Origin of the sequence: Streptosporangium jomthongense (assembly GCF_042650425.1) — a bacterium.
In the GTDB taxonomy this organism is placed as follows: Bacteria; Actinomycetota; Actinomycetes; order Streptosporangiales; family Streptosporangiaceae; genus Streptosporangium.
Window position 1 is genome coordinate 42606 of record NZ_JBHSBC010000024.1, and the last position, 15430, is coordinate 58035.

The window sequence follows — 15430 nt, forward strand, 5'->3', positions numbered from 1 at the left end:
CAAGTCGTGATGGTCGCCTTTGTCAGCGGGCCGTGCTCACGCACGGCCTATCTCAGACAACCGTCAGTGGCAGCAGCTTCTTCCCCGTGGGCCCGATCTGGATCTCGGTGCCCATGGTCGGGCACACGCCGCAGTCGTAACACGGGCTCCAGCGGCAGTCCTCGACCTCGACGTCGTTGACGGCGTCCTGCCAGTCCTGCCAGAGCCATTCGCGGTCGAGGCCCGCGTCGAGGTGGTCCCAGGGGAGCACCTCGTTCTCCTCGCGCTCCCGCGTGGTGTACCAGTCGACGTCGATGCCGACCTTGGTGGCGGCGTCCATCCAGCGCTGGTAGGAGAAGTGCTCGCTCCAGCCGTCGAACCGGCCGCCGTCCTGCCACACCGCGCGGATGACCTCACCGACCCTGCGGTCGCCCCGGGACAGCAGCCCCTCGACGATCGAGGGCTTGCCGTCGTGGTAGCGCATTCCGATGGCGCGGCCGTACTCCTTGTCGCCGCGCAGGGCGTCCTTCAACGCCTTGAGCCTGTGGTCGACCACCTCGTGGGAGGCCTGGGCCGCCCACTGGAAGGGGGTGTGCGGCTTGGGCACGAACCCGCCGATGGAGACCGTGCAGCGCACGTCACGCGACCCGGTGGCCTCGCGACCGGCCTTGATGACCTTTCTGGCCAGGTCGGCGATGCCCAGGACGTCGATGTCCTCCTCGGTCGGCAGGCCGCACATGAAGTAGAGCTTCACCTGCCGCCAGCCCTGGCTGTAGGCCGTGGTGACGGTCCTGATCAGGTCTTCCTCGGTGACCATCTTGTTGATCACCTTGCGCATCCGCTCCGATCCGCCCTCGGGGGCGAACGTCAGGCCGGAACGGCGGCCGTTGCGGGAGAACTCGTTGGCCAGGTCGATGTTGAAGGCGTCGACCCGGGTCGAGGGCAGCGACAGCGAGGTGTTGGTGCCCTCGTAGCGGTCGGCCAGTCCCTTGGCGACCTCGCCGATCTCGGAGTGGTCGGCCGACGACAGTGAGAGCAGGCCGACCTCGTTGAAGCCCGAGGCCTTGATCCCGGCCTCGACCATGTCGCCGATCGTGGTGATCGAACGCTCCCTGACCGGGCGGGTGATCATCCCTGCCTGGCAGAAGCGGCAGCCGCGCGTGCAGCCGCGGAAGATCTCGACGCTGAACCGCTCGTGCACGGTCTCGGCCAGCGGGACCAGCGGCTTCTTCGGATAGGGCCACTCGTCGAGGTCCATGACCGTGTGCTTGTGGATGCGCCAGGGCACGCCCGAGCGGTTCGGCGCCACCCGCTGGATCCTGCCGTCGGGGTGGTATTCGACGTCGTAGAAGCGGGGCACGTAGACCCCGCCGGACTCGGCCAGGCGCATGAGCAGCTCGTCGCGCCCGCCGGGCGAGCCCTCCGCCTTCCACTCGCGGATCACCTCGGTGATCGCGATGGCGACCTGCTCGCCGTCCCCGAGCACCGCGGCGTCGATGAAGTCGGCGATCGGCTCGGGGTTGAAGGCCGCGTGACCTCCGGCGAGGACGATCGGGTCGTCCTCGCCCCGGTCGGCGGCGTCGAGCGGGATGCCGGCGAGGTCGAGCGCGGTGAGCATGTTGGTGTAGCCGAGCTCGGTGGAGAAGGAGATCCCGAACACGTCGAACGCCCGCACGGGGCGGTGCGCGTCGACGGTGAACTGGGGCACCCCCTCGGCCCGCATGAGCGCCTCCAGGTCGGGCCAGACCGCGTAGGTCCGCTCGGCCAGGGTCTCCGGCATCTCGTTGAGGATCTCGTAGAGGATCTGCACGCCTTGGTTGGGCAGGCCCACCTCGTAGGCGTCCGGATACATCAGAGCCCAGCGGACCGTCGCCTCGTCCCAGCTTTTGACGGTCGAGTTGAGCTCACCTCCGACGTACTGGATCGGCTTCTGCACCCTGGGCAGGAGCGCTTCCAGGCGGGGAAACAACGACTCGACAGGCATAGGCCAAGACTATCCGCCTAGAAAGGGTGCCACTGGCGATCGTCGCCCGCCCTCAGCGAGTCGAGGCGGTGCCGAAGCTCGGCGAAGGCGGTCTCGTCGCGGTGCGCGTTGCGCAGCACGGCGGTGAGGGTCTGCAGCTCGCGCATGTCGCGCAGCACCGGATACCCCTCCCACCTGGTCGCGTCGTAGCCGTAGGCCTGGCTGAAATTGCTCCGCTGGCGCTCGGTCAGCCCGAAGCGCACGCCCGCGAGCGTGGGAATCAGGTCGATCTCCCTCGGCCCGGCGCACACCCCGTCCCAGTCGCACAGCAGGAACCCGTCACGGGTGCGGATCATGTTCCCCCGGTGGGCGTCCCCGTGCACCAGCCCGTACGGCAGCGCGAACTCAAGCCGCTCGTAGTAGGTCTCGGCCAGCGCCTCGCAACGTTCCAGGAGCCAGGCACGGTCGGCCTCCCCGAGGGCGAGACCGGCCAGGATCGACCTGCGCACGGTGCCGAACGGGTCGTGGGTCGGCAGTTCGAACGGCACCGGCGGAAGGTCGTGCAGCCGCCGCAGCAGCGGCCCGAGCTGAGCCGGGTCCGGCGGGGGGCCGATGTGCTCCTCGTGGTACCAGAAGGTGGCCAGGAACCCCTCGGCGACGATCGGCTGCTTGATCTCAAGCGGCCTGATCGTGGGGAAGCCCTGTTCGACCAGCCAGCGCGTGACCTTCACCGAGGTCACCAGGCGGTCGAACTTCCCGGGGGTGTTCGCCTGCGCCAGCCGTACGACGACGCGCTCGGCTGGCAGGTGGTAGACGGTGTTGGCGAAGTCACGCAGCAGCGTGACCCCGTCCGCGTCCAGATCGGCCTTCCGGCATGCCTCGTTGAGTGCCATGGCTGCCCTGGTGAGGAGCGAGCCCTCCGCGGCAATCGTCATCGTCCACTCCTGTCTGAAATGGCGTGGCGGGCCCGCTGGGGCAGACCCACCGCGCAGAAACTCTCGATCTGCCTGGCCAGCTGCTGCCCGCCGGGCCGGGATGCCAGCAGCTCACGACCTGTGCTGAGGGTCGCGCCCAGGCTGCTGATGCGTCTGTCCGGCGCGAGCGCGAGAATCGGCTCCATCGCCTGTTCGGCTCCCGCGGCGTCGCCCTCCATGATGTGGGCGACCGTCAGGTGCGCGCTGGCCATGGACTCACATCCGTAGGAGCGGTTCTCCGGCTCCCCCGCGGCGTACAGCGCCAGCGACTCGCGGGCCGCCTCGATGGCCGAGGCGGGCTCGTCGAGGTGCAGGTGGGTGACCGCTGCGTAGTAGCGCTCCTTGGCCGGGCGGAAGGCGAACTCCCCGCCGATCTCGTCGTGCAGCTCGTCGGAGCCCGCCGCCCTGGCGTCCTCAGCCCTGCGCAACTGGTCGGCGGCCTCTCTCCTGCGGCCGAGCATGGCGTAGGAGCGGGCGCACAGCATGTGCAGGCGGGCCGCGCCCGACCCCGCACGCAGGTAGCTCAGGCCCTCCTCGGCGTATCTGGCGGCGTCGCCGTAGCGTCTGTCCCACAGCGCGACGGAGGACTGCATGCCACGCGCCCAGCCCATGAGCGCGATGTGCCCGGCCACCTTGCCGTAGGTCCACGCGGCCCGGGCGAGGGTGTCGGCGGGGATACGGCGGTCCATGTCCATGCTGACGTTGGCCATCAGCCCGCACAGCGCGCCGGTGAGGAAGTACAGCTCCCTGGCCTGCCCGGGGTGGATGCGCTTGTCCAGCGCCTTCCTGGTGCGCTCCTGCAACTCGCGCATCTCGACGAACAGCGGCAGCGGCGCCTCGGCGACGTAGCGCTTGCCGACCCAGATGACCTGTGTCCGCAGCCGTTCCAGCGCGCCCGTGCCCAACTCGCTCGCCTCCGCCTCCTCCGCGTGCGCACCGGCCTCGTCGGCCGCGACCGTGATCATGTCGAAGGCGGGCGGCGCCGACGGCACAGCCCGAAGCCCCTCAGGTGTGTAGTCGTTGGCGAAGCCGAGCTGGACGGGGCCGGTCTCGAAGAGCCTGCACAGCAGATCGGTGTAGTCACGGTCGGGTCGCGCGCCCGCCTCCCACTCCCGCCACGAACGCTCGGTCAGGCCTCGTCGCTTGATGCCCTCCCTGTCGCACAGGGCGTGGAAGTGCTCTATGGCCTCCTCGACGGTCCACCCGTGGGCGAGCCTGCGGCATTTGAACAGGCTCTGCTGCGGGCAGCAGCTGTGGATCTCCTCGACCATCTGCTGTATGACGGCCGCGGACGGCGGTCCCGGCAGAGCGGCGAGCGTACGGTTGCGGATGATGGTGGCGCAGGCGAGGGCGGCACGGTCTCCGCCCCTCGAACTCTGGGTCATAGGCTTTTTCGGCCCTTTCCCGATGGGGTCGCCCCCACGCTAGTGGTCTGATCGACATCGGGTGGACCTGAGAGCATTTCGCCGGTTAAGGGGAGTTTCTCCCTCATGAACCGTTACCGCCGAAGGGAACCACCGTCCCACCGTTGCGCAGCTGAGCCTGGAACAGCTGCCCGCACAGGCTGCTCGGAGTTTCGGCGAACCATACCGCAGGTGGATTCCCGGCCGAAACAGCGGCCCAGCGACCCTTGCTGAACACGATCCGATAATCGGGGAACGCGGTACGTAGCAGTTCCAGTGCCCGTTGCCGCTCGGCGAGCTCCGATGTCACGGCCCCTCCGTCATCGCGAGTTCCGTCATCGTTCCCAGAATGTTCGCTTGACGCACGGAAATCCAGTGAGAATCCAGGGGTGCGAACATGCGGACGGCTCTCATGTTCGCCGATTCAGAATGGTTGCTCGCGAATGTGGATGGCCTGGAGCAGGCCTATGGCGATCATATTGGCGAAGGTCGCAGTACCACCATACGAGACAAACGGCAGCGGAAGACCTGTAATCGGCATGATTCCAATCGTCATCCCGATGTTGACGAAGGCCTGGAAGGCGAGCCAGCAGACGATCACCCCCGCCACCAGCGTCCCGAACCGGTCGTCGCACAACCGCGCGATCCTCATGCCGCGCAGCAGGATCACCCCGATCAACGCCACCACGGCGACCGACCCGAGGAAGCCGAACTCCTCCCCGGCGACGGTGAAGATGAAGTCGGTGTGCTGCTCCGGCACGAACCGCCCCGTCGTCTGACCCCCCTCGAACAACCCCTTGCCGAAGAGCCCCCCCGACCCGATCGCGATGAGCGACTGGGTGCTGTTGTAGCCGACCCCCCGCGGATCACTCGCGGGGTTCAGAAAAGCGGTGAACCGCGCGATCTGGTACGGCTCAAGCACGTCGAGCAACCAGACGGCCACCACCCCGCAGACCACGAGCAACGCCAGCCCGAGAATCCACCGCTTCCTGACGCCCCCGATCACCAGCGCCCCGGCCGTGATCACGCCGAGGACCATCGTGGTGCCCAGATCCGGCTGGAGCATCACCAGCCCCATGGTGAACCCCGCGACCCCGAGCGAGAGCCCGATGTCCAGCGTGCGGGGCCTGTCGGTGCCCCTGACCGGTCTGGCCAGCAGCATGGCGAGCATCAGCACCAGCCCGAGCTTGGCGAACTCCGAGGGCTGGAAGGCGAACCCACCCCCCAGCATGATCCACGAGTGGGCGCCGTTCACCGTCGAGCCGAGCGGCGTGATCACCAGCACCAGGCCGACCAGGCTCATGACGTAGACCAGCGGCGCGTAGACCCGCAGCGACCTGTGGTTGACCATCACCGCCACGCTGGTCAGCGCGATCCCGATGGCCACGTTGAGAATGTGCTTCTTGACGAGGCCGGTCGAGCCGGGCGCCCAGGTCCTGGTCGACGACCAGACCAGCAACGTCCCGATCACCGTCAGCGCGGCGACCGCGACCAGCAGCACCCCGTCCATCCTGCGCACCGCGGAGGAGGCCGCGACCGCCCTGCGTGTGAGGGAACCACCGGCCGGCACGGCCATCGTGCGGTTCATCGGGCCACGGTCCCGTCCCGCTCGATCATCGGCAACCTGGTCGCGGGCCGGTGGTCGGGCAGCGCCGCGCGCACCGGCTTTCCCTTGCCCTGACCGTCCTGCGGCGCGATGCCGTAGATGCCCTCGTAGATCTTCCGCGCGGCCGGAGCCGCGGTCTGACCGCCCATCCCGCCCTGGGAGACCATCACGACGATCACGAAACGCGGTTTCTGCGCCGGGGCGAACGAGGCGAACCAGGAGGTGTCGTTCTTGCCGTACACCTCGGCGGTCCCTGTCTTGCCGCCGACCCTGACCTTGTCCATGGGGAACCCGCCGAAGGCGCCGGCGGCCGTGCCGTCCGAGGCGACCTCGCTGAGCGCCCCCCTGATGTAGGACCGCTCGGCCTGGGAGAGCGGCAGCTTGCCGACGACCGGGACCTTGATCTCCTTGACCATGGTGCCATCCGGCCGTACCAGCGCCCAGCCGATACGGGGACTGCGTAGCTTGCCGTCACCGACGAGCGCCGAGTAGGCCGCGGCGAGCTGCAACGGAGTCACCAGCACATCACCCTGCCCGATGGAGAAGTTGGCCGCGTCTCCGGGCCGCCACTGGTAGCCCTCCAGGCAGTTCTCGTACGCCAGCTGTTTGAGGAAGGCCGCCCGCGACGGACTTGACCTGGCGACCTCCGGATATCCGCTCTTGGCCCGCCTGCAGTTCTCCGTCTTGGTCGCGTCCCACAGCTGCTTCTTCCACTCGCGGTCGGGGATGCGCCCCGCCGACTCCCCCGGCAGGTCGATCCCCGTCGGCCTGCCGAATCCGAAGGCCCGCGCCATCACCGCCATCGGTTCCTTCGTCTTGCCCCTGGGCCGCAGCCCCCCGTCACGCAACCACTGCTCGTACGCCGCCCGGTAGAAGATCGTGTCGCAGGACTTCACCAGCGCCGTGTGCAGGGTCAGGGTGCCCATCCCGATGCCGTGGAAGTTGTTGAACGGTCTGCTGCCGACCATGAAGGACCCCGGGCAGTCATAGTGCCCGTGCAGCGGATACCCGTCCCTGAGCATCGCGGAGACCGAGGAGATCTTGAACGTCGAGCCCGGCGCGAACTCCCCCTTGATCGCCCTGGACACCAGTGGCCTGCCCGCCTTGCCGGACAGCAGCCGCTGGTACTCGGGCTCCGAGATGCCTCCCGTCCACACCGCCGGGTTGTAGGTCGGCGCGCTGGCCAGGGCGACCACCCTGCCGGTCCGCACGTCGAGCACGACCCCCGCCGCTCCGTCCGCGGACGGCGCCGACTTCATCGCCTCCGCCAGCGCCTTCTCCGTCACCGCCTGCACCCTGGCGTCGATGCTGGTGATGAGCGTGTCACCCGGAGTCGGCTGCACCTGCCGCTCCACCCCGATCACCTTGCCGAGCCGGTCGACCTGCACCCGTCTCAACCCGGGAACCCCTCGGAGCTCCTTGTCGTAGACCGCCTCAAGACCGTCACGGCCCACCAGGTCGACCCCGGAGAAGACCGCCTTGAACCCGTCGCGCCTCTCCATCTCCTCCTGCGTGATCGGCTGCAGGTAACCGAGCACCTGCGCCCCCGCCGAGTTGCCGGGATACTCCCTGACCGCCTGCACCTCGGCGGTCACCCCGGGGAACTCCTCCTGCCGCTCCAGGATCTGCAGCGCCTCACGCGTCGTGACGTCGTCGTCGATCGGAATCGGCTGGTACGGCGAGCCCGGCCAGCACGGCCTGGTGACCCCCGGCCCGCACGCCCTGATCCGCATGCGCAGCTCCGACGGCTTACGGTCGAGCACCGCCGCCAGACGCTGCAGCACCTCCCTGCCGTTGCCCTCCATCCGGTTGAGGCTCGTACGGTCGACGGAGACCACGAGCCTGGTCCGGTTGCGTACCAGCGGACGCCCCGCCGAGTCGAGGATCTGCCCACGCACCGCGGGCACGACCACGTCACGGGTCCGCGTCTCGGTCGCCGCCTCGACGAACTCGGCCCCGCGCACCACCTGCACCTGCCACAGCCGTACGGCGAGCAACGCCAGCAGCGAGGCCACCAGGACCTGGATCACGACCAGCCTGGTCCGTGTCCTGATCATGCCCGCCTCCCGCGGGCCGGGACCGGCGTCCCGCCCCAGCCTCGCCGTCCGCTCATCTACGTCCCCGAACCAGATGCGTGACCGGCCGCAACTCCCGCTCGCGCGGCCCCTTGACGATCCTCATCACCAACCACACCATCGGAGGCGCCGCCAGCAGGTTGTAGCCGATCGCCCAGGGCAGCGGAGAGGCCAGCACGTCCCCGCCCGCACCGGGCTCCCCGAGCAGCACGCTGACCACCGCGACGGCGGGCGGCCCCGCCGCGGCGCAGGCCAGCGCGACCGGCAGCCTCGCGTCGGGACGGCTCTCCCCCGCCCTGCCCGCGGCGAACCCGATCAGGCACAGCACCAGCGCGTACTGCCCGAGCACATGGGCGGCAGGCGGCAGCACGTCACCGGCGAACCCTGCGCCGAACCCCATCACCGCCCCCGCGGCCGCGCCACGGACCAGGGCGTACCCCACGACGGTGAGCAGCACCAGGTCGGGCGCGGCCCCGCCAGGCAGCGGAATCCGGTTCACGAACGTCACCTGAACGACAAGGGCCAGCAGAAGCACCGCGACGGCCCCCAGGTCACGGCTCACCCTCCGCCTCCTCACGCGGCCCGTCCCCACGCGGGGCCTTTCCCCGTGGCACAGCCGGCAGCACGGTGTCCCGCGGGGCACGCTGGGGCGCCTGCACCACCACCCCGACCACGTCCAGCGCCGTCAGATCGGCGTACGGCCGCGCGTAGGCCACCCTGGTCAGCTCCCCCGGAGTCGCCACCACACGTTCGACCACCCCGATCGGCACCCCCGCCACGTACGGCGCGCCCCGCTGGGAGCCGAAGCTCACGATGCGGCGTCCCGGCACGATCTGCGCCGAGGAGTCGAGCAGACGGAACCGGAGCAGACGACCGTTCTGCCCGATCCCGTGCACCAGCCCGATCTCGTTGCTCCCCTCAAGGCGCGCCCCCGCCGCGGAGGCCGGGTCACTGAGCAGCACCACCGTCGAGGTCGAGGTGCCCACCTGCACCACCCTGCCGACCAGGCCGTCGCCGTTCAGCACGGTCATCTCGGAGCGCACCCCGTCGGCGCTGCCCACGTCGAGCTGTACGGCCTCCTCGAAGCCGGGCGTGCCACGCCGGGCGATCACCTGGGCGGGCACCAGCCGGTATCTGGCGGCCCCCGCGACACCGAGCAGACGGCTCAGCTCCTGCGCGTGCCCACGATCCAGCGCCTGCGCCGTCAGGTCCCGTCTGAGTCGCTGGTTCTCCGCGCGCAGCACGTCGATGCGGCGCTGCGCGTCCGGTGCGGCCGCCATCGTCTCGAAGAAGTGCCCGACCGGCCGGACCAGCCCCGCCCCGAAGTTCTCCGCGGCGCCGAACAGCTCGGCGCCAACTCCTCTGAGCGGGCTGAGCGGGGAGTTCGCCCCCGCCCGGTGGTCGACGGTCATGAGCACCAGCGCCGCGGCCAGCAGCACTCCCAGACTCATCCGTGCCCGGCGCGTGTCCCTCATCAGTGTCGCGGTTCCGACACCAGGACCTGCTGCAGCGCCTCGAAGTCCTCGACGCACTTACCCGAACCGAGCGCGACGGAGTCCAGCGCGTTGTCCACCAGGTGGATCGGCATGCCCGTCTCGTCCTTGAGCCGCTCGTCCATGCCCTTGAGCAGCGCGCCGCCCCCGGTGAGCGCGATCCCACGGTCCATCAGGTCTCCGGAGAGCTCCGGCGGGCACTTGTCCAGCGTCGTCTTGACCGCGTCGACGATCACGTTCACCGGTTCCTCGGTGGCCTTGCGGATCTCGGCCGCGGAGACGACGACCGTCTTGGGCAGGCCGGTGACCAGATCACGACCCCGGATCTCGGCGTGCCCCTCCTCGGGAAGCGCGCAGGCGGAGCCGATGGCCATCTTGATCTCCTCGGCGGTCCGCTCACCGAGCATCAGCGAGTACTCCTTCTTGGCGAAGGTGATGATCGCCTGATCCAGCTCGTCACCGCCGATCCTGATCGACTGGCTGGTCACGACCCCGCCCATCGAGATGATCGCCACCTCGGTCGTCCCGCCGCCGATGTCGACCACCATGTTGCCCGTGGGCTCGTGCACCGGAAGCCCGGCCCCGATCGCGGCGGCCATCGGCTCCTCGATGATGTAGACCCCCCGGGCCCCCGCCTGGTAGCCGGCCTCCTTGACCGCCCGCTGCTCGACCCCGGTGATCCCACTCGGCACCGCGATGATGATGCGCGGCTTGGCGAACTGACGGCGCCGGTGCACCCGCTGGATGAAGTAACGGAGCATGCGCTCGGTGACGTCGAAGTCGGCGATCACACCGTCCTTGAGGGGGCGGATCGCCATGATGTTCCCCGGTGTCCTGCCGATCATGCGCTTGGCCTCGATGCCGATGGCCACGATCTTTCCCGTGGTCGTGTTTATCGCGACGACGGAGGGTTCGTTGAGAACCACACCGCGGCCCCGCACGTAGACGAGAGTGTTGGCGGTGCCGAGATCGACCGCCATGTCGCGGCCGAGAAATGCAAGCTTGCTGCTCATGAGGAAGGCGGCCTCCTTCCGTCAGGTCGTCGGCGAAAACTACAGAACGCACTCGAATCGTAACGTGACGTACCCACCACTGAGCGCAATGAGCCCACCAGATCCGGGAAAATCTTAGAGCGTCTCAAACACGCGGAGCCCCGTCACCCTCCCAGGCGACGGGGCTCCGCGAAGCCGGAGACCTAGAAACGGTCCGGGAAGAAGAGCTTGATCTCGCGGGCGGCGGACTCGGGAGAGTCGGAGCCGTGCACGACGTTCTCACCGATCTCCAGGGCGTGGTCACCACGGATCGTGCCGGGAGCCGACTTCACCGGGTCGGTCAGACCCGCCAGGGCACGGAAGGCCTCGACCGCGCGAGGACCCTCGGCGACCAGCGCGACCAGCGGGCCGGAGGTGATGAACTCGACCAGCTCGCCGAAGAACGGCCGCTCCGAGTGCTCGGCGTAGTGGGCCTTGGCGGTGTCGACGTCCAGGGTGCGCAGCTCAAGCGCCGCGACCTTCAGGCCCTTGCGCTCGATCCGGGCGATCACGTCACCGATGAGACCACGCGCGACACCGTCGGGCTTGATCAGGACAAGAGTGCGCTCGGACACTGAGGTTCTCCTTTGAACGGGGATGACTCGCGGACTGCGAGGAACGCGCGAAGTTTATCGCCCTCGGCCCGGTTCCCCGTGGTCGGCGACGTCATGGGCGGTCCGCCCCGTCTCCCAGCGCCCCCTCCGGGGACGGAGTCGGCGGCGGCACGACCGGCAACGTCCCCGGCTCGGGTGCGCCCGCCGCTCCCGGATCTCGCCCGGGACCGGTCTCGGGAACGGCCCCGTCGGGCCCCTCCTCCTCGGCCTCTTCGGCGGATCGGTCATCGCCCGCGGACCCCACCGGAGATGGGGCCGAGTCGACCGGCGGCGCGGGCGCCGGGACCGAAACGCTCCTCTCGTTCCCCGCCGCCCCCTCCTGCGACGCCTCGTCTTCGACGGCCCCGGCACCGACCACGACCGTACGGCGGGCCAGCGCGGCGCCGAGCACGATCGTGGCGACCACCAGACCGCCACCGACGAGCGCCCACAGATGCAGCGCCCCGACGAACGCGTCCACCATCGCCTGCGGGGTCTCCGCCTGCCTCAGCATGGTGAGCTGGACGCCGGTCCCCAGCAAGAAGCCGGACAGGATCCCCGGCAGGAACAGCGAGAGAGCGAACAGCGCCACTCCCACTCCCGAAGGACGCAGCACCGCTGTCAGGGCCACGGCGGCACCCGCCGTGAGCAGTGCGAAGGGAAACAGGAGCGCGAGCCCCTCCGCGGTGGGCAGCAATGCCCTGACCGCGCACAGCCCGGCGACCAGGACGGCCAGGCCACCTGCGGCGCACAGCGGTGCGGTGGACTCTCCGAGTCTGCTCACCGCGACGGCCGCGGCCAGTCCGAGGACCCCGGCGACCAGGAACGCCGGCCACAGCCCGCTGAGCCCGGGACCACTCAACCCACCCAGCTCGACATTGGTGACCTGCGCCGCGGTCGGCAGGACGACGACGCCGACCACCAGCATCGTGTAGGCGGGAGCCCTGCCCGCCCCTTCCCCGAACCCACTCGCCGAAGCCAGGAGGAAAAGCCCGATGATCGACAGCACCGCGACGAGAACGAGCAGGCCCGGCGGCCAGTCGAACGTCGTGCCCAGGGCCAGTGTCGCCACCGCCGCGGCCGACCCCGCCGCGACCGGCAGGCGACCGCCCCGCATGACCTCGGGACTCGCGGAACCTTCGCCGCTCCTTATCCAGAACACGAGATAGACGGCGGCCAGCACCAACGCCACTCCGGTCAGCATGGGGTACGGCTGGAGCGTGACCCTCCAGGACCTGACCTCGTTGAGCGGCCACAGGGCCAATGCCTGAGCGGCCGTGAGACTCACCGCCAGCATGCCCGCCCAGAGGGCACGCAGGACGGCGGAGCGTTCCCAGACCGTCACAAGGCTGGCGGGCAGCAGCAGCCCGGCTCCGACACCGTGCAGAGCCCGCAGCACCCCGACCAGGGACGCCGACCCGGCGTAGCCCCCGGCCGCGTCCGCGAGCGCCAGCAACGCCAGTCCGGCGACCAGGACCGGCACCGCCCGGACCTGGCGTAAGAACAGTGCGGCGAGCGGCACGGTCAGCACCATCGCGGGTAGGGCGAGCCCGTGTGCCCTGACCATCTCGACCTGGGAGACGTCGGGCGGCAGCAGTGCCGCGACCACCGAGATCGTGTTGGGAACGGCGACGATCGCCAGCGGAAGGGTCACCGCGACGAGCAGCCCTAGGATGACGTCGAGCATCAGCGAGGCACGGAGAGGACGCGCCAGGTCAGCGGACCCGGCGGCCACCCCCCGGGCCGGCTGCATGGGAGGGACGGCCATGTTGGCCGACTTTAGCGGGAAGTCACGCCCTCGACACGGCGAGCGACGAATATCGCCGTGATCCACAGTGCGGCGAAGATCGCCCCAAGGAAGAACATGGTCGGAACGAGAAAACCCGCGGCTATGGCCAGAACCTGGATCACGCTTCCCACGATGTAGGCGAAGGGGTGTTTCAACAGACCCACCACCAGGACGCAGAGGACGGCCAGACCCAGCCCGACCGTCACCGCGAAAGCGGGCTCGACCCCCTGGGTGTTGATCGCCACCGGCGTGAAAAGGCCGACGACGATCGCCTCCATGCCCAGCACACTGGCACAGAGCCGCCGCATACCCGGCGTGACGGTGAACATGCCCCGCCTCTCGCTCACGTGGCCTCCTCCGCCTTCAGCAACAACCGCGCGTCTCCGGCCGTGACCACGGAGCCGGTGATCAACACACCGGCACCGGCGAACTCCCCCTCCTCGTCGGCCAGGCCGATCCCCATGTCGATCGCCTCGTCGAGTCGTTCGGCCAGACGAACCCGGTCGGCTCCGAAGATCTCTCCGGCCAGCGCCGCGAGCCTGTCCGGCTCCATGGACCTCGGCGAGGAGTTCCTCGTCACCACGATCTCGTCCATCATGGGCTCCATCAGCTCGAGAATGCCCTGGACGTCCTTGTCCGCGAACATGGCCACCACACCGATGAGCTTGCCGAAGCCGAAGGACTCGTGGACGGCCTCCAGGGTCGCCTGCACCCCGCCCGGGTTGTGCGCGGCGTCCACGAGCACCGTCGGGCCCCGCCGTACGACCTCCAGCCTTCCGGGTGAGGTGACGTTCAGGAAGGCCTGCCGTACCAGCTCGATGCCGAGGGGTTCCTCCCCTCCTGTCAGCGCCTCGACGGCGGCCAGCGCGCAGGCGGCGTTGCCCGCCTGGTGCGCGCCGTACAGGGGGAGGAGAACCTCCTCGTAGACCCCTTTGAGCCCCTTGAGGCGGAGCAGCTGCCCGCCGACCGCCAGCTCCCTGCCGAGCACGCCGAACTCCAGCCCCTCCCTGGCCACCGTCGCCCCGGCCTCCACGGCCCTGCGCACCAGCACCTCCGCAGCGGGAAGCTGCTGCTGAGCGAGTACGGCGGTCGCCCCCGGCTTGATGATCCCGGCCTTCTCCCCGGCGATCGTCGCGACGTCCGGGCCGAGATAGTCGACGTGGTCCAGGGAGATCGGAGTGATGACGGCGACCGTACCGTCGGCGACATTGGTCGCGTCAAAGCTGCCGCCCATACCCGTCTCGATGACCGCCACGTCCACGGGAGCATCGGCGAAGGCCGCGAAGGCCATCGCGGTGAGCGTCTCGAAGAAGGAAAGCCTGCGTCCCTGAGCGTCGATCATCTTGAGGTAGGGCTCGATGTCCAGATAGACCTCGGTGAAACGCTCCTCGCTCAGCGGGAGGCCGTCGATCGAGATGCGCTCACGCATGGACACCAGGTGCGGACTGGTGAAGCGACCGACGCGCAGATTGCGCTCACGCAGAAGCGTCTCGATCATGCGCGTCGTGCTCGACTTACCGTTGGTGCCGGCGACATGCACGATCGGATAGGCGTCTTGAGGGGAACCGAGCACATCCATGAGCGCGGCGATCCTGTCGAGAGTGGGCTCGAAGTTCCACTCGACGCCACGTTCCATGATTGCTTGTTCGACCGCTCGATATTCCACGCCTCAAGCCTACTGACCCACAAGCCGCTCTTCCCCCTGCCCCACGGCCTGTGGTCCCTTCACCACGCCTTCGGAGAAGGTACGGCTCGCTCCCGACACGATGCCGGGACCGTGGGGACCGTCGGACACCGGCCGCCGGAGGAGCGGCCCTTCGGCCTCTCCGGCCCCCGACCCGGGACCTCATCGTTCGCAGCCAGGGTCGTCCACGACCAGGGCGAACAGGATCAACCTGACCACCCCGTGGACCCCCGCCGACAGACAACACCGCCCCCGAGGCCGCTGCCGGAGGCCGCTGCTGAACCAGAAAAGAAACAGCCCCGATGGCGAAGCCACCCCGCAGCAGAGAAAGGGGCAGCCTCGCCGCCCCTCACGTCACCTTTCCAGGCCGGGCACAACAAAAAAAGGGGCAGCCGCCAGCCACCCCAACCCCCAAACGCGCCCAACACCCCGCCTGGAACGCAACCCACCCACCACAACACCCCTGGAAGACCGGATAAAGCCGACCGGACGAGCGGAGCGGTAACCGTCCTGTCCGGCGAACTCCACGCCCTCCCGCCCCGCTCCTGAAACAAAAAAGGGGCAGCTACCGCCGCCCCTCAAACACCCACACGCACCCAAAGCCAGGCATACACAAAAAAGGAGGGCAGCTCCCACCACCCCCCACGCCCCGCCTGGAACACCACCCCACCACACCAAAAACCCCAGAGAACCCAGAACCAACCCCGCGGGGAACCCCACGCAAAAAAGGGGCGGCCCACAGCCACCCCCACACACCACCCACAACAAAAAAAGGGGGGCCACCCCAAAGGATGACCCCCCACAAAAGATTGTCCGGCGGCGACCTACTCTCCCACACCG

The 15430-nt window shown here is 69.1% G+C and carries 13 protein-coding genes; all 13 read right to left on the reverse strand.

What is annotated here, in order from left to right; all coding sequences use genetic code 11:
- Nucleotides 1-52: 52 nt before the first annotated feature.
- The gene (locus ACFOYY_RS24710; RefSeq protein ID WP_352016353.1) at nucleotides 53-1963 is read right to left on the reverse strand and encodes a TIGR03960 family B12-binding radical SAM protein; all 1911 of its coding nucleotides are present in this window, start codon (nucleotides 1961-1963) and stop codon (nucleotides 53-55) included.
- A gap of 17 nt (nucleotides 1964-1980) precedes the next feature.
- Nucleotides 1981-2877, reverse strand: a complete 897-nt coding sequence (locus tag ACFOYY_RS24715; RefSeq protein WP_386192451.1) for a phosphotransferase family protein — start codon at nucleotides 2875-2877, stop codon at nucleotides 1981-1983.
- Nucleotides 2874-4301, reverse strand: coding sequence for a hypothetical protein (locus tag ACFOYY_RS24720; protein ID WP_352016355.1), 1428 nt, complete (start codon nucleotides 4299-4301; stop codon nucleotides 2874-2876). Before ACFOYY_RS24720 ends, ACFOYY_RS24715 begins: the two co-directional genes overlap by 4 nt.
- Nucleotides 4302-4404: 103 nt before the next feature.
- Complete coding sequence (locus ACFOYY_RS24725) at nucleotides 4405-4629, reverse strand: hypothetical protein (protein WP_184715420.1); 225 nt, start codon at nucleotides 4627-4629, stop codon at nucleotides 4405-4407.
- Between the two features lie 114 nt (nucleotides 4630-4743).
- Nucleotides 4744-5907, reverse strand: a complete 1164-nt coding sequence (rodA, locus tag ACFOYY_RS24730; RefSeq protein WP_352016356.1) for a rod shape-determining protein RodA — start codon at nucleotides 5905-5907, stop codon at nucleotides 4744-4746.
- Nucleotides 5904-7982, reverse strand: a complete 2079-nt coding sequence (mrdA, locus tag ACFOYY_RS24735; protein ID WP_352016357.1) for a penicillin-binding protein 2 — start codon at nucleotides 7980-7982, stop codon at nucleotides 5904-5906. The genes rodA and mrdA overlap by 4 nt, the downstream gene beginning before the upstream one ends.
- Nucleotides 7983-8034: 52 nt before the next feature.
- A complete protein-coding gene (mreD, locus tag ACFOYY_RS24740) occupies nucleotides 8035-8562 on the reverse strand; it encodes a rod shape-determining protein MreD (RefSeq protein ID WP_386192456.1) in 528 nt (175 codons plus the stop codon).
- Entirely contained in the window at nucleotides 8552-9475 is a 924-nt protein-coding gene (gene mreC, locus ACFOYY_RS24745) for a rod shape-determining protein MreC (protein ID WP_386192459.1), read from the reverse strand. Before mreC ends, mreD begins: the two co-directional genes overlap by 11 nt.
- Complete coding sequence (locus tag ACFOYY_RS24750) at nucleotides 9475-10506, reverse strand: rod shape-determining protein (protein ID WP_352016360.1); 1032 nt, start codon at nucleotides 10504-10506, stop codon at nucleotides 9475-9477. The genes mreC and ACFOYY_RS24750 overlap by 1 nt, the downstream gene beginning before the upstream one ends.
- A gap of 182 nt (nucleotides 10507-10688) precedes the next feature.
- Nucleotides 10689-11099 (reverse strand): nucleoside-diphosphate kinase, encoded by a 411-nt coding sequence (ndk, locus tag ACFOYY_RS24755; RefSeq protein ID WP_352016361.1) that lies wholly within the window; start codon nucleotides 11097-11099, stop codon nucleotides 10689-10691.
- A gap of 91 nt (nucleotides 11100-11190) precedes the next feature.
- Complete coding sequence (locus ACFOYY_RS24760) at nucleotides 11191-12885, reverse strand: hypothetical protein (RefSeq protein ID WP_386192462.1); 1695 nt, start codon at nucleotides 12883-12885, stop codon at nucleotides 11191-11193.
- Nucleotides 12886-12896: 11 nt separating this feature from the next.
- A complete protein-coding gene (locus ACFOYY_RS24765) occupies nucleotides 12897-13253 on the reverse strand; it encodes a DUF4233 domain-containing protein (RefSeq protein WP_352016363.1) in 357 nt (118 codons plus the stop codon).
- A complete protein-coding gene (locus tag ACFOYY_RS24770; protein ID WP_362784410.1) occupies nucleotides 13250-14542 on the reverse strand; it encodes a bifunctional folylpolyglutamate synthase/dihydrofolate synthase in 1293 nt (430 codons plus the stop codon). Before ACFOYY_RS24770 ends, ACFOYY_RS24765 begins: the two co-directional genes overlap by 4 nt.
- Nucleotides 14543-15430 lie beyond the last annotated feature (888 nt).